At 72.8% G+C, this 14,186-nt stretch carries 12 protein-coding genes and 1 pseudogene; 6 read left to right on the top strand and 7 right to left on the bottom strand.

Features of this window, described 5'->3' with window-relative positions:
* Nucleotides 1-101: 101 nt before the first annotated feature.
* The gene (locus ACIG36_RS06295) at nt 102-1,031 is read left to right on the top strand and encodes a polysaccharide deacetylase family protein (RefSeq protein WP_399922818.1); all 930 of its coding nucleotides are present in this window, start codon (nt 102-104) and stop codon (nt 1,029-1,031) included.
* Between the two features lie 7 nt (nt 1,032-1,038).
* On the opposite strand, the gene ACIG36_RS06290 is transcribed toward ACIG36_RS06295, so the two are convergent.
* From ACIG36_RS06290 to ACIG36_RS06270, 5 genes are all read right to left on the bottom strand, one after another.
* The gene (locus ACIG36_RS06290) at nt 1,039-2,304 is read right to left on the bottom strand and encodes an exo-beta-N-acetylmuramidase NamZ domain-containing protein (protein ID WP_399923968.1); all 1,266 of its coding nucleotides are present in this window, start codon (nt 2,302-2,304) and stop codon (nt 1,039-1,041) included.
* A gap of 91 nt (nt 2,305-2,395) precedes the next feature.
* On the bottom strand, nt 2,396-4,420 hold the full coding sequence (locus ACIG36_RS06285; protein ID WP_399922815.1) for an ABC transporter ATP-binding protein: 2,025 nt from the start codon (nt 4,418-4,420) through the stop codon (nt 2,396-2,398).
* A 178-nt stretch (nt 4,421-4,598) separates the two neighbouring features.
* Entirely contained in the window at nt 4,599-5,399 is an 801-nt protein-coding gene (locus ACIG36_RS06280) for a phosphatase PAP2 family protein (protein ID WP_399922812.1), read from the bottom strand.
* Nucleotides 5,396-6,106: a DedA family protein gene (locus ACIG36_RS06275; RefSeq protein WP_399922809.1), complete on the bottom strand. Its 711-nt coding sequence runs from the start codon at nt 6,104-6,106 to the stop codon at nt 5,396-5,398. The genes ACIG36_RS06280 and ACIG36_RS06275 overlap by 4 nt, the downstream gene beginning before the upstream one ends.
* 174 nt (nt 6,107-6,280) lie before the next feature.
* Nucleotides 6,281-6,688, bottom strand: coding sequence for a rodlin (locus ACIG36_RS06270; RefSeq protein WP_399922806.1), 408 nt, complete (start codon nt 6,686-6,688; stop codon nt 6,281-6,283).
* A 287-nt stretch (nt 6,689-6,975) separates the two neighbouring features.
* Here ACIG36_RS06270 and ACIG36_RS06265 point away from each other — a divergent pair, with 287 nt between their 5' ends.
* From ACIG36_RS06265 to ACIG36_RS06245, 5 genes and pseudogenes are all read left to right on the top strand, one after another.
* Nucleotides 6,976-7,290: a putative quinol monooxygenase gene (locus ACIG36_RS06265; RefSeq protein WP_399922804.1), complete on the top strand. Its 315-nt coding sequence runs from the start codon at nt 6,976-6,978 to the stop codon at nt 7,288-7,290.
* 327 nt (nt 7,291-7,617) lie between these two features.
* A complete protein-coding gene (locus ACIG36_RS06260; RefSeq protein WP_399922801.1) occupies nt 7,618-8,637 on the top strand; it encodes an isopenicillin N synthase family dioxygenase in 1,020 nt (339 codons plus the stop codon).
* A 207-nt stretch (nt 8,638-8,844) separates the two neighbouring features.
* A pseudogene (locus tag ACIG36_RS06255) lies at nt 8,845-10,103 on the top strand (DUF692 domain-containing protein).
* Between the two features lie 4 nt (nt 10,104-10,107).
* Nucleotides 10,108-11,064 carry a TIGR04222 domain-containing membrane protein gene (locus ACIG36_RS06250; RefSeq protein WP_399922799.1) on the top strand — a complete coding sequence of 319 codons (957 nt, stop codon included), beginning with the start codon at nt 10,108-10,110 and terminating at the stop codon, nt 11,062-11,064.
* A gap of 349 nt (nt 11,065-11,413) precedes the next feature.
* Nucleotides 11,414-12,487 (top strand): S1 family peptidase, encoded by a 1,074-nt coding sequence (locus tag ACIG36_RS06245; RefSeq protein WP_399922796.1) that lies wholly within the window; start codon nt 11,414-11,416, stop codon nt 12,485-12,487.
* A 107-nt stretch (nt 12,488-12,594) separates the two neighbouring features.
* Here the strand turns inward: ACIG36_RS06245 and ACIG36_RS06240 are convergent, their stop codons facing one another.
* Together ACIG36_RS06240 and ACIG36_RS06235 are read right to left on the bottom strand one after the other, a co-directional pair.
* The gene (locus ACIG36_RS06240) at nt 12,595-13,467 is read right to left on the bottom strand and encodes a hypothetical protein (RefSeq protein ID WP_399922793.1); all 873 of its coding nucleotides are present in this window, start codon (nt 13,465-13,467) and stop codon (nt 12,595-12,597) included.
* The gene (locus ACIG36_RS06235) at nt 13,467-14,114 is read right to left on the bottom strand and encodes a hypothetical protein (protein WP_399922791.1); all 648 of its coding nucleotides are present in this window, start codon (nt 14,112-14,114) and stop codon (nt 13,467-13,469) included. The genes ACIG36_RS06240 and ACIG36_RS06235 overlap by 1 nt, the downstream gene beginning before the upstream one ends.
* Nucleotides 14,115-14,186 lie beyond the last annotated feature (72 nt).

Genomic DNA, 14,186 nt, shown 5'->3' with positions numbered 1-14,186 from the left:
GCCCTGAGGGTGGGTGTCAAGATCATCGAACCGGCGTCGCCGCCGGGCTGAGGTGACGGGCCGCCCGCTGCCGGCGGTTCGTCACCCGTGAGGAGTCGTGCATGTCCGGTTACCGTGACGTCTTCCGGCGTGGTCGCGGTCGCCACCGGCGCCGCCGCCGGGCGCCCCTGAAATCGGTCCTGGCGCTGTCGGTGCTGGTGGCCTGCTCGGCGTACATGGCGCACGCGGTGGACGACGACCCGACCGCCTGCGGACCCCTGGACTTCGCCAGTCCGGTCTGCCAGGGCAAGGCCGTGGGCAAAGGGGTCGAGAGCCCGGCGGGCAAGGCCGGCGGCGGTGGCGGCGACGCCGTGCCGCACGACGGGGACGGCGCGGGCGCCGCCCCCCGGCCCCGCACCCCGGAGACGGAGGGCGTCTACGACCGCGAGCGGTGCGGCAACACCTCCGGACGGGTGCTGCTGACGCTGGACGACTGGCCCTACAAGGACCCGCAGCGCTCGGTCCGCATCGGCGCCCAGCTGCAGGCCCAGGGCGTGCGGGCGGCGTTCTTCCTCATCGGCAAGTTCGCCGCCCAGCACCCCCAGATCACCGCCACCCTGCGGCAGCAGGGCCACTGGGTGGCCAACCACTCCTACTCCCACGCCAAGCTGACCGGCCTGGACGACGACGAGCTGACGGACGAGATCCAGCACGGTGTCAGCGGCAACCTGCTGCGTCCGCCCTACGGCGCCGCCGACGAGCGGGAGAGGGAGGTCGCGGCCGACCTCGGCTACCGGGTCTGCAACTGGACCATCGACACCCACGACTGGGAGAAGGCCGACGGCAAGCCGCGCAGCGTCGAGGACATCCGGGCCGGCGTGCGGGAGGCGACGCAGGAGGAGAAGCACAACGGCGTCGTCCTCGGCCACCTGTTCAGCAACTTCCCCGAGGCGCTGCCGGGCATCATCAGTGACCTGCAGGCCCAGGGCTACGGCGTGTGCCGCAACAACGGACCCGTCACCGACCAGGTGCCCTACCCCCTCGACTGCTGACCGCCCCTCAGCGGTAGCGCAGATAGCGGCGCCGCACGTCCCGGAACGCCGCGAGCTCGTGCTGCCAGGCGCCCGTCACCGCGTCGGTGTCCGCCCCGGCGTCGATCATCGTGCGGACGCGCGAGGAGCCCGTCAGCTTGTCGATGAAGCGGTCCGGACGCCAGGCGAAGCCGCTCCAGGTCCGCTTCGCGGTGACCAGCAGGGCGATGCCCGTGCGCACCGGGTCGAAGGCGGCGCGGTCGTGGACGTGCAGCTGCAGACCGCCCATCGTCCTGCCCTGGAACGCGCCGAACGTCGGGACGTAGTAGGCCTCGCGGAAATGGACGCCCGGCAGCCCGGCGGCGTTCGCGGCCCTGGCCCAGCGGCCGTCCAGGCCCTCCGCGCCCAGCATCTCGAACGGCCGGACCGTGCCCCGCCCCTCCGACATGGTGGTGCCCTCGAACAGCCCGGTGCCCGCGTAGACCAGCGCGGTGTCGGGCGTGGCCATGTTGGGGCTCGGCGGCACCCAGGGCAGCCCGGTGGCGTCGAAGAAGTCGGCGCGTCGCCAGCCCGTCATCTCCACCACGGACAGCTGCACCGCCCGCCCGGCCGCGGACGGCACGAACTCGCCGTTGTAGAGCAGGGCGAGCTCGGCGACGGTCATGCCGTGGGCCTGGGCGATGGGCGCCCGTCCGACGAAGGTGGCGTACGCCCTGTCGAGGACGGGACCGTACGCCTGCCGTCCGCTCACCGGGTTGGGCCGGTCCAGCACCACGAAGCGCTTGCCGGCCAGGGCGGCGGCCACCATGCAGTCGTAGAGCGTCCAGATGCAGGTGTAGAAGCGGGCGCCTGCGTCCTGGCTGTCGAAGACGAGCGTGTCGACGCCCGCCTTGTCGAACACCTCGGCCAGGCGCTGCCCGCTCCTGCGGTAGGTGTCGTACACCGGCAGCCCGGTCGCCGGATCGGTGTAGTCGCCCTCGGACAGCCCCGCCTGCGGCGTGCCCCGGTAGCCGTGCTCCGCGCCGAACACGGCCGTCAGCCGCACGCGGTGGTCGGCGTGCATCACGTCGACGACGCCGCGCGCGTCGGAGGTGATGCCGCTCTGGTTGGTGATGACACCGACCCGCTGCCCCTCCAGCAGCCGGTAGCCGTTGGCGGCCAGCCGCTCGAAGCCGGTCCGTACCCGCGCGGCCGGGGCGCGGTGCCCGAGGGCCGCGGCCCGGGGCGGTGGTCCGGCCGCCGCCGTGGTGCCGGCCGCCCCGGCGGCCAGCAGGGTGCGCCGGGACAGCCTCATATCCGTCATACCTCGGCAAAGTAGACCATCGGCGCCCGGCCCGGACGGAGGTCGCACCGTACGGGCCGGGCGTGCCAAGGGCTTTCCCGGATCACGGGCGGGAGGACTCGGCCGTCTCCTGGGGGCGCCGGGCCGCGGGGACCTCCGGGCCGTCCGCCGTGAACTGGTCGCGCTGCAGCCGGTAGAGGTCACGAAAGATGCCCACGGAGGAGGGCCGCATCAGCTCCTCGAAGGTGCCGCTCTCGCGGAGCCGGCCGTGCTCCAGTACGTGGATGACGTCGGCCTGCCGGACGGAGGCGAGCCGGTGGGTGATGAGCAGCACCGTCTGGCCGCCGTCGGCGAGCCGCCGGATCTGCTCGAACACCTGCAGCTCGGCACGGGCGTCCAGGGCCGAGGTGGGTTCGTCGACGATGAGGATCCGCCCCTCCCGGTAGCGGGCCCGCGCGATCCCCAGCCGCTGCCACTGGCCGCCCGACAGCTGGTGCCCGCCCTGGTAGCCGCGGGCGAGCAGGGTGTCCCAGCCGCGCGGCAGGTCGCCGACCACCTCGTCCGCGCCCGCGTACCGGGCGGCCCGCTCCAGCCGCTCCTCGCACACCGGCCCCTCGGCGCGCCCGATGGCGACGTTCATCCGGCAGGTGAAGGGCCAGCGCTGGAAGTCCTGGCTGACCATGGCGAACCGGGAGAACACCGCCGCCCGGTCGAGGTCGCCGGCGTCGTGCCCGTCCCACCGGATGTGCCCGGAATCGGGGCGGTACAGGCCCGCCAGCAGCTTGACCAGCGTGCTCTTGCCCGAGCCGTTCTCGCCGACCAGGGCGACGATCCGGCCGGCGGGGATGCTGAGGGTGACGTCCTCCAGTGCGGGCCGCGCGCCGGCGCCGCTGCCCGGATAGGCGAAGGAGACGTTCTCGAACCGGATCTCCTTCGGCCGCTCCGGCACCGGCAGCCCGCCGTCGGGAATGGCCCGCTCGGCCGCCTCGTGGCACAGTCGTTCGAGGTCCTGCACATAGCAGGCCTCCTCGTAGAGGCTGTTGACCTGCAGGATGAGCGTGGCCAGGCTCGCCGAGCCGCTGCGGGTGGCCAGGACGGCCGTGCCCGCGACCGACAGCTGCATCACCCCGGTGAGCAGCAGGCCGCCCAGGGCCAGATAGGTCGCCAGTGCCGTGGCCCCGGTCAGCGCGGCGGCGATCAGACGGGTGCGGGCGGCGTCGTGGGCGAGGCGGGTCTGCTCGGCCTCGGCGTTCTCCGACATGCTCCTGAAGTGCCGGAGCAGGAACGGCCCCACGCCGTGCACCCGCACCTCGGGCGCGGGCTCGGGCCGGATGAGCAGATTGCTCAGCAGGCGGCCCGCCCGCGAGTGCTGCACCCAGCGCTGGAAGGAGGCGTAGCGGGCGCGGGCGTTGCGCAGCGCGGCCCATGAGCGGGGCACGGTCGTCAGGGCCAGCAGCGGCAGCAGTACCGGGTGCAGCACGGTCAGCACGCCGGCGGCCGCGGCGAAGGCGATGAGCGCGCCCACGACGGCCGTGCAGTACCGGATCATGCGGCGGGCGGACGAGGCCCCGTACTGCGCCGAGTCCAGCAGCCGGTGGAACTCCTCGTCCTCGATGGCCGCCAGCTCGACGCGGATCACCCGCTCCAGGTACATCTCGGTGGCCACGCGCTCGACCTTCGGCTCGAGCCGGCCGGTGCCGGAGGTGGACGCCGAGGTGGCCAGCGCCCCGATGACCCCGGTGACGGCGACCACCAGCAGGGACGGCAGGGCGGCGTGCAGCCGCTGGCCGATCGGCCCGGAGCCGAGGACGGCGGCCAGTACGTGGTTGACCGCCACCAGGCCGACCGCCTGGCTCACCCCGTTGCCGAGCTCGGCGACGGCCACCGTGCGCAGCGCGCGGCGGTCCGCCCGCCGGGCCAGCCGGACCGTGGAGGCGATCAGGCGCGGCAGGCGCAGCGCCATCGACCACAGGGACATCTCGAGGTAGGCGTTCTCGTGCTTGTTCCACCCCTGGTCGTGCCGGAGGGGGCCGCCGAAGAGCAGTTGTTCGGACTGCGACGGCGCCTCCTGTTCGAATGGCGGTCCGGTGCGTCCGGTTTTCGTGCGGCTGTTTCGGCGGTGATGCACGGAGCCTCCTCGTTGACGACCGATCGGACGAGTGATCGGAAAACGACGCCCGTTAGGGGGTCGTCACGGTCTCCGAGGAGCGCTTTCTCGTTCAGGAATTCGACAGGGTGCCGACGGGCCCATGGACACCGGACGGGACGCCCGGCGGGCGGTGTGCGATTCACTCCGCCGTGGCGACTCACCCGATCCGGGGGTTGCGTTGCTCCCGGGAACGGCCGGGCGAGGGGGCCCGTCCGGGGCTCCGGCGGGGATTCCCGCCGGGCCGGGACGGCGGCGTTTGCGGAGGAGGAGAGGAGGACGCCTCCGGTGCGTCCGATGGTGCCTCCGTCCACCGCCGTGCGACGAGACCCAGCAGCGGCAGGGTCAGCGCGAGCCAGCAGGCCGCCAGCAGCCAGCCGCCCACCAGGTCCGAGAACCAGTGCACCCCCAGGAAGACCCGCGTGCCCGCCACACCCGCGGCCCACAGCCCGCAGCACACCGCGGCCACCCGCCCCCGGGCGCCGGGCAGCGCCCGCAGTACGGCCCACGCCAGCAGCCCCGCCACCAGCGCGCTCGTGGTGGCGTGACCCGAAGGGAAGGACGCCTGGTGGGCATGGGTGGCCCAGTCGGCGGCCGGCGGCCGGGACCGGTCCACGGCGGTGCGCACGCCCATCCGTACCAGCTGGCCGCAGCCCAGCACCGCCAGCGCCGCCAGCACCACGGGCACCCGGCGTACCGCCGGCACCTTCGCCCGCCGGCACGCGAGCCACCCGGCCAGCGCCACCAGCACATAGACGATCACGCCGGTGCCCGTGGCGGTGAGCATCCGCGCGGCGCCGACGGTGGCCGGGGAGCGCCGGTCCAGCCCGGCCTCGTGCAACGCGGTGTCCACCGCGAACGGCACGCCGTCGGCGGACACCACCAGGGTCGTCAGCACGGCCACCCCGGCCGCCGCCGAAGCGGCGACCACCTTCGGCGCGGCGGCGGATATGCCCTTCACCGCTGCTCCCCGTCGGTGCGGGTGACGATCGTCCGCGCCTCCGAGGCAGCGGCCCGGCGCCGCCCGCGCAGCAGCTCGAGGCCCACCGGCACCAGCGACAGCACGACGACCACGGCCACGAGCGGCAGCAGATACCGGTCCACGTCCGGAACGACGGAGCCCAGCCCGTACCCGGCCAGCACCAGCCCCACGGTCCACAGCAGCCCCCCGGCCACCTGCCACACCGCGAACGTCCGGGCGGGCACCCCCAGGGCCCCGGCGAGGGGGTTGAGCACCGTGCGCACCACCGGCACGAAGCGGGCCAGGACGATCGCGCGGGCGTGACCGTACCGGTCGAGCAACTCCTCGGCGCGCGCGGCGCCTTCGTGCAGCCGCTTGTTGCGGGACCGGGCCAGCAGGGCCCGGCCCCCGCGCCGCCCGATGACGTACCCGCACTGCGCTCCCGCCAGCGCTCCCGCCACGGCGGCGGCCAGCACCTGTGCCAGATCCAGGTGCGGTCCGGAGTGCGCGCCCGCCCGGCACAGCAGGCCGGCGGTGAACAGCAGCGAGTCACCGGGCAGGAAGAACCCGACGAGCAGGCCGGTCTCGGCGAACAGCACCACGGCGATGCCGAGCGCGCCGAAGGCCGCCAGCAGCGACGAGGCGTCGAGCAGGTTGACTGCCAGCGTGTGGGCAGGTGGTTCGAGCACGGCCGCCGGGCCTCCCATGGTCAGGGTGGGCCGCTCGTCGGCCCCACCGCGATCCGCAATCCATTGGACGGTCAACGCGAGCCTAGAGGTCCGCGCGGCGCCCCGCGGCGAACGCGCCCGGACACGGCGATCCCCCCGCCCCGGGGCCCGTACACCCGGAAGCGGAGGGATTCGATGCGACCGACGCGATCGTCAGTGGCCGTGGCCGTGGCTGTTCGCCGAACCGTTGCCCGAGATGATCGGGATCTCGTCCAGCAGGTGCGACAGCGGGTCGTCGCCGTCGTTGATCGTGGAGTTGTCGGTGCACTGTTGCTGCTGCTGGGAGGTGAGGATCGGCACGTCCTGGACACCGATGTTGATCAGCAGGAGCAGCGACTGGAGACCGAGCTTGCCGATGCCGATGCACGGCTTGTTGAGCGTGCCCTGGATCAGGCTCATCTGCGGGCTTTCTTCGCCCCCGGTCTTGGTGTTGCCGTAGCCGGTCTTCGCACCGTTGGCGTTGGCGACATCCTGTTCGTCGCCGATGGCCTGCGCGGGGGAGGCCAGGGCGCCGACCGCGGATGCCGAAACGGCGGCCGTGGCGAGTACCTTCTTGAGCACGTCAATGCCTTTCGATCGATCGATGATTCCCACCGGGAAGCGATCTGAGTAACTGCGGTTTATTCAAGAAGTTCCGGACTTTCACTCATTCGCTCCAGCGATCCATTTCGGCGGCGGCGCGCTCAACTCCTTTTACCTGCCTACTGGTAGCGTGCGCCGCGCGGCGGGATTCCCGTCCGCCGGCCCGCTCGGACAGCGCCCCCACGACCTGCGTCCGGGCGGGCTTTTGGCCGCCGGTGCACGGATGCCCGGTGCGGAACATCCGGTGACCCGATGGAAGGCGTTCCATGACCGTTGAATACATCCGCTACCGCATCGCCGACCCCGAGCGCCGGACCGCTTTCGAGAAGGCGTACGCGGCGGCGGCCGAACATCTCTACGCGGCACCCCAGTGCCTGGCCTACGAGTTGTCGCGCGGAGTGGAGGAGCCCGAGTGCTATGTCCTGCGCATCGAGTGGTCCTCGGTCGAGGACCACGAGCGGGGCTTCCGGCGCGGACCGCACTTTCCGCCGTTCTTCGCCGCGGTCGAGCCGTACACCGGTGACATCGAGGAGATGAAGCACTACGAACGGGCACTGGTGGTGGACAAGAGGCGAATGTGAACGCCGTGTGACACGTGCCACCCCCTCCGGAGGGGGTGATCACCCCCGGAGGCGTATACCCTCGGTGCTGTGAATCTCGTCAAGCGCCGCCACGTGGACTTCGTCCGCGTCACGAGCATGTCCTGTCGCCGCTCCGGCTGACATTCACGCCTGCGCCCAGCCCGCTCTCTTCCGGGCCGTGGCAGCCGCTTTCTTCTGCTTTACAGCTTCTCCTTATTGCCAGCCCTACCCGGCCCCGCCCTGCCCGCATACCCTTGCGTTTGGCCCCGGCGGGCCGTCCGGCTACCGCCGGACGATGACCGGGCCCCTTAACGCTGTGGACATCTCATGATCAACGAGCTTCCCGTCCTCGACCTCTCCGCCGCCTCCGCCGGCCCCGAGGCCCGTGCCCGCTTCCGCGAGACCCTGCACACCGCCGCCCGCGACGTGGGCTTCTTCCACCTGACCGGTCACGGCATCACTCCCGCCGAGACCGAGGAACTGATGGCCGCCATGCGGGCGTTCTTCGCCCTGCCCGAAGCGGACCGGCTCGCGATCAGCAACCTCAACTCGCCCCACTTCCGCGGCTACACCCGCATCGGCGACGAGCGCACCGCCGGCAGCCGCGACTGGCGCGACCAGCTCGACATCGGCGCCGAGCGCGCCCCCCACGTCCCCGGCCCGGACGAGCCCGGATACTGGTGGCTCGACGGCCCCAACCAGTGGCCCGACGCCCTCCCCGAGCTGCGCACCGCCGCCCTGCACTGGATCGACCGCCTCAGCTCGGTGGCCGAGCGGCTGCTGCACGAGCTGCTGGGCGCGATCGGCGCCCCCGAGGACTTCTACGACGACGCCTTCGCCGACCGCCCCCACCTGCACCTCAAGCTGGTGCGCTACCCCGGCAGCGCCCCCGACGGCGCCGACCAGGGCGTGGGTCTGCACAAGGACTACGGCTTCCTGACGCTGCTCCTGCAGGACCAGGTCGGCGGCCTCCAGGTCGAGGGTCCCGACGGCAACTTCATCGACGTCCCGCCGCTGCCGGGCGCCTTCGTGATCAACCTCGGCGAGCTGCTCGAAGTGGCCACCAACGGCTACCTCAAGGCCACCAACCACCGGGTGGTCAGCCCGGCCGGCACCCGTGAGCGCTACTCGGTGCCGTTCTTCTACAACCCCCGGCTGGACGCCCGGATCGAGCCCCTGCCCTTCGCCCACACCGACAGCGCCCCCGGCATCACGCAGGACTCGGCCAACCCGCTGTTCGCCGAGTACGGGCGCAACGAGATCAAGGGCTGGCTGCGCGCCCACCCCGGGGTGGCCCGCAAGCACCACGCGGACCTGCTGGAAGCCGCTTCCGCGCCGGTCGCCTGACGCCCGTCCGACGCCCCACCGGGCCCCCGCCGGCGCAGGCCGGCCGGGGGCCCAGGCATGTCCGAGGGCTGCTGCGAAGATCACATCAAGGCTCCCTATCCTGCTGATCAAGGATTCGTAAGGTAGGGCGAGGGAAGGACCTTCGTTGCGGGGGGAGTGACCCTCGCGCAGGCGCTGTGCGCCTCGGGGGAACACGGGGGTGTGATCATGAACGTGCCGCTGGGCACAGGCGTCGGCTGGCGCCCGGAGATCGCCGGCGACATCGAGCGGCTGCCGGGCGTCGACTGGGTGGAGGTCGTGGCGGAGAACATCTGCCCCGGCCACCTCCCCGAACCGCTCGAGCGGCTGCTCGCCCGCGGCACGACCGTGATCCCGCACGGGGTCTCGCTCGGCCTCGGCGGCGCCGACCGGCCCGATCTCGGCCGCCTCGTCGCCCTCGCCGAACGGGCCGAGGCGCTCGGCGCGCCGCTGGTCAGCGAGCACATCGCCTTCGTACGGACCGGCGGCCCGCTGACCGGGTCGCCGCGGCTGGAGGCGGGCCACCTGCTGCCCGTGCCGCGCACCCGCGACAGCCTGGACGTGCTGTGCCAGAACGTGCGCATCGCCCAGCAGGTGCTGCCCGTGCCGCTCGCGCTGGAGAACGTCGCCGCCCTGCTGACCTGGCCGGACGAGGAACTCACCGAGGCCCAGTTCCTGGGGGAACTGGTCGAGCGCACCGGGGTGCGGCTCCTGGTCGACGTCGCCAACCTCCACACCAACCACGTCAACCGAGGCGAGGACCCCGCCGACGTGCTGGACGGCCTCCCGCTCGAGGCCGTCGCCTACGTCCATGTCGCCGGCGGCCTCGAGCGCGACGGGGTCTGGCACGACACCCACGCCCACCCCGTGAGCCGGCCTGTCCTCGACGTCCTGGCCCAGCTCCGCTCCCGCACCGCACCGCCCGGCGTGCTGCTCGAGCGCGACGACGACTTCCCCGACGCCGCCGGGCTGGCCGCCGAGCTCGAGGCGATACGCGCCGTGGTCGAGGGGGCCCGCACATGACCGGACGGGACACCGACGCCGCCCGCCAAAGGCTCGCGGCCGCGCAGCACGCCCTGCTGTCGGCCCTCGTCGCCGGCGGCACGCCCCCGGACGGCTTCGACCGGCAGCGGCTGGAGGTGCAGCGCCGTGCGCTGCTCGCCAAGCGCACCGGCGTCGTCGCCAGGATCGCCCCGGAGCTGCCGCGCATCCTGGGCGAGGACTACCGCGGGCTCTTCGAGGCCTACGCGCGCGTGCGCCCCATGACCGAGGGATACCGGCGGGACGCGCTGGACTTCGCCGGACACGTCCTGGACGGCTGCGGGCCGGACGAGGGCGGGCGGCGGGCCCGGCTGGCCGCCTGGCTGGACGAGCAGAGCCCGTCCGTACCGGCTCCCCGTGGACTTCTGGGCCGCATCATCCCGGCCCTTCGCAGAAAAGGCAGGTGACATCATGCTCGCCCTACTCGCGCTGCTCGGGTTCGTCCTCCTCGTCGTCCCGGCGGCCTGGCTGTTCGCCGTCCGGGCGCGCGCCCGCGGGCCCGCCGTCCCCGTCGGTCGGATCACCACCCCCGATCAGCTGGAGGTGGCTTACCTGCAGGGCGGTGGCTATCGGGTCGCCGACACGGTGATCACCAGAATGTTCACCGACGGGCGGATCACCATAGGCTCCGACAGCCGCGTCACCGTGCTCGAGGCGGTGTCCCGCAATTCCGTGGAACGCGCGCTCCTCGGAAAATGCGGCGCGGACTGGAGAAAGAAACTCAGCAAGCTCCGGACGGAGCTGTGCTGGGATTCCTCGGTGGACTCGCTCGAGAGCTCGCTGGTGGAACAGGGGCTGCTGTTGTCGGCCGACCTGCGCCGGAGCTGGGTCCAGGCCGCCCATACGCAGGTGGCCGGACTGGTCCTCGCGGCGGTCATCGGCGTGGGCCTGCTGTTCGCACCCGGTCACATCGACGTGGCGATAATCCTCCTCGCCCTCGTCGTCGCCGGATTCGTGCTGCGGGTGAAATGCGCCCCCCGCGGCTCCCGGGGGAGCGCCACCGACCTCGGCGAGGAATACCGCCGCCACCTCGTCGCGAACAACCCCTGGGGCGAACAGGAGGAGGCGGAGCGCCTGGCGGGGCGGGTCGCCCGGCGGGGACAGCGGGAGCTTCCCGACGGCGAGCTGCGCAGACGGTTCGCGCAGGCGGGGGACGTCTCCCCGCGCCGCTCCGCCCCCCGCCGCCCGAGGAGCACGGGCTCGTCGTCCGGCTCGTCCTCCTACGGCACCGCGTCGAGCTGTTCGAGCTCCTCCAGCAGTTCGAGCTGCTCGGCCAACAGCTGCTCCTCCAGCAGCTGTTCATCGTCCAGCAGCTGTTCGTCCTCCAGTTCCAGCTCCAGCTGCAGCAGTAGCAGCTGCTCGTCCTGACGGGCGCCGCTCGCGCCGTTGGTGGCGAACGACGAGTACCGGACAGTCGGGGCCCCCGTTGTCCGGTATCCGTTCGCGATCCGCGGCGGGGGAGCGTCACGCGTGTTCACGCCGTTGACCTCTGACGCTTCGTCAAAATGCGGAATCGGCTCGTCCTTCGAGGTGCACCCTCCTGGGCGATCCTGTGCGACCGGATGTTTTCTTGTGCGCCGCCTTGTCCGGACGGGACACTCGTTCGGCAACTCTCTTGACATGAACGCGACGTGCGGTCGCGGTCGTGTCGCGTGAACCCTCCCGTGCCCGGACGCCGACGACGTCGGGCGCACCCCCCTCACAGGAGGTCGACGAGTTGAACCACTCCCGCATACCCAAGAGCCGGACGGCGCTGGCCGTCGCCGGCACCCTCGCCCTGGCCACCGCCTCGCTCACCCTCCAGAACGCCCAGGCGGCACCCGCCCCCGCCCCGGCCGGCCTGACCGCCGCACAGGCGGGGGACCTCGCCCGGCACATCGGCGCGCAACTCCCGGCGGACGTGGCGGGCTCCTACTACGACGCGGCCACGAAGAGGCTCGTCGTGGGCGTCACCGACCGCGCCGCGGCGGACCGGGTCCGGGCCGCCGGGGCCGAGGCCAGGTTCGTCCCCAACTCGGCCGCCGACCTGGACGCCGCCCGCCGGACGCTCGACGACCGGGCGGCCGTGCCCGGCACCGCCTGGTCCGTGGACCCCAGGGCCAACAAGGTCGTCGTCACCGTCGACAGTACGGTCAAGGGCGCGGCCCTGGCGAAGGTCGAGAAGGCCGTCGCGGACCTCGGCAACAAGGCCACGCTCAAGCGGACGGGCGGCGAGCTGAGGCCGCTCATCGCCGGCGGCGACGCCATCTGGGGCAGCGGCGTGCGCTGTTCGCTGGGCTTCAACGTCTCCAAGGGCGGCAAGCCCTACTTCCTCACCGCCGGACACTGCGGCAACGCCTCCTCGACCTGGTCCGGCTCCCAGGGCGGCTCCCGCATCGGCACCGTGGAGAAGTCCTCGTTCCCCGGCAACGACTACGCCCTCGTGCGGTACACCGCCACCACGGACCACCCCAGCTCCGTGGACCTCTACGACGGCGGATCGCAGAGCATCAGCAAGGCCGGCGAGGCGACGGTCGGCGAGAAGGTGCGGCGCAGCGGCAGCACCACCCAGGTCCACGACGGTGAGGTCACCGGCCTCAACGTCACCGTCAACTACCAGGAAGGCCAGGTCAGAGGCCTGATCGGCACCACGGTCTGTGCCGAGCCGGGCGACAGCGGCGGTGCCCTCTTCGACGGCGACACCGCGCTCGGCCTGACCTCCGGCGGCAGCGGCAACTGCTCCTCCGGCGGGGAGACCTTCTTCCAGCCGGTGCCCGCCGCGCTCAAGGCGGTCCAGGCCCAGCTGCCCTGACCGACACCGGACCCCCACGGCACGACCCCTGGGCGCATCGCCTCCGCCCGGGGGTCGTTGCCGTCCCGGGACGGGCTGCTCGGGCCGGATCCTTGACCGGCGATACGTCAGCCGGGGCGGAAGGCGACGCGTACGTTCGCGTCCGCCGGGACGATCAGGACGCTGCCCCGGTCCCTGGTCCAGTCCTGCGGGATGACGAACATCCGGTTGTCGACCTGGGCCAGTAGCCGCAGTCCGGAGTAGCGGTAGCGGAAGCGTTGCGGTCCGCTCTTGGCCACCGGCAGCTCCTCCTCGCGCACCTGTGTGCGCATGAAGTGCAGGCGCTCGGCGGTGTCCAGGACCACCGCCGGCCGCAGCTGGAGGTTGGCGGCCAGGTACCGGGCGTCGGCCCGGCCGTGCATCTGGGCGTAGACCTGGACGGTCCAGAACAGGCACAGCGAGATCAGGGCGGCGAGGAACGCGAACGCGGTCAGCTCCCGCCTGCCGTACCCCGCACGGCCGCTCGCCTTCAGGTGCAGCAGCCTCCCGTACACCACGAGCAGCAGCCCGCAGCACAGGATCAGCGGGGTGTCCAGGGGCCCGGCCCGCCACACCCCGTACCCGGCCAGCACCCCGACGACGAAGAGCGCCGCCCCGCAGCCGATCAGACCCAGCGCGCACCGGGCCAGCACGGGTCCGAGCCGGGGGCGGGAGGTGCTCAGGGCGGACACCGCCGTGTACCCCAGGGCGCCGAGCAGCCCGACGGTCAGCGCGATGCCGACGGGCATGAACAGGGGGCCGGCGCTGCGCAGCAGGTAGTCCTGGGTGGACAGGTCCAGGGTCGCTGCGTCGACGCCGAAGTACTGGTAGCGGGCGTCGACGTAGGCGAAGCCGAAGTAGAGGAGCAGGCCGGTCGCCAGGGTGGTGGGCGCGATGAACCCGGCGATCGTCTTGGCCCACGCCCCCCAGGGTGGCCGGGCAGGGGGCTGCTCCTCCTCCACTACGGCACGTCGGACTGGTCCGGAGGATTCACTTCGGGCTGTGGCACCTCGGGCTGCGGCGGCGCGGGCGTTCCTCCCGGTGGGCCGGGAGGCGGCGCGGGGGGTGCCGGGGCGGGGCCGCCGCCCGGACTCGCGGGAGCACCGCCGCCGGGAGAGGGGACGTCCCCGCAGATCTCCTCGGGGTAGCCCGTCAGCGTGGCGCACACGTGGTGGGCCGCGATGGCCGGCTTGCCCGGGTCCTGGGGGAACGCGAAGTGGATATCGGTCGGCCCCTCGGCCGCCACGGTGACGGTCTGCGGCTTGGGCTCGGTCTCCCAGCGGCCCGGCCCGGGTGACCGGTCCTTGAACCGCACCTCGGTCCGGTACGTGTCCGGCGCCGGGGGCTCGTCGGGGCGCGTCTCCCGGGGCTTGTCGACCTTCACCCGCATCGTTCCCTTGGGCCAGCTGCCGGAGAAGTTCGCCGAGACCCGGCCCGCGGATCCGAAGTCGCCGCCCTCGCGCTGCTTGCCGGTGCGCTCCGAGCCGGGCAGGTCCTCCTTCTCGTCGGAGCCGCAGCCCGTGAGCGTCAGAGAGGCGGCGGCGACCGTGCCCAGGGCGAGCAGCAGCCCGCGCCCGACCGGGTGTTCCCGGCACCGTTGCTGATCCACTCTTCAGACGCTAACCACGGCCGGGCGGTCGCGCGAGCGGCACGCGACCGGCCGGACGAACCCCCGGCTCGG

Origin of the sequence: Streptomyces sp. NPDC053048 (assembly GCF_044547045.1) — a bacterium.
Classification (GTDB): Bacteria; Actinomycetota; Actinomycetes; order Streptomycetales; family Streptomycetaceae; genus Streptomyces.
The sequence above is the reverse complement of the archived record's forward strand: the minus strand, read 5'-3'. Positions and strand labels throughout refer to the sequence as shown.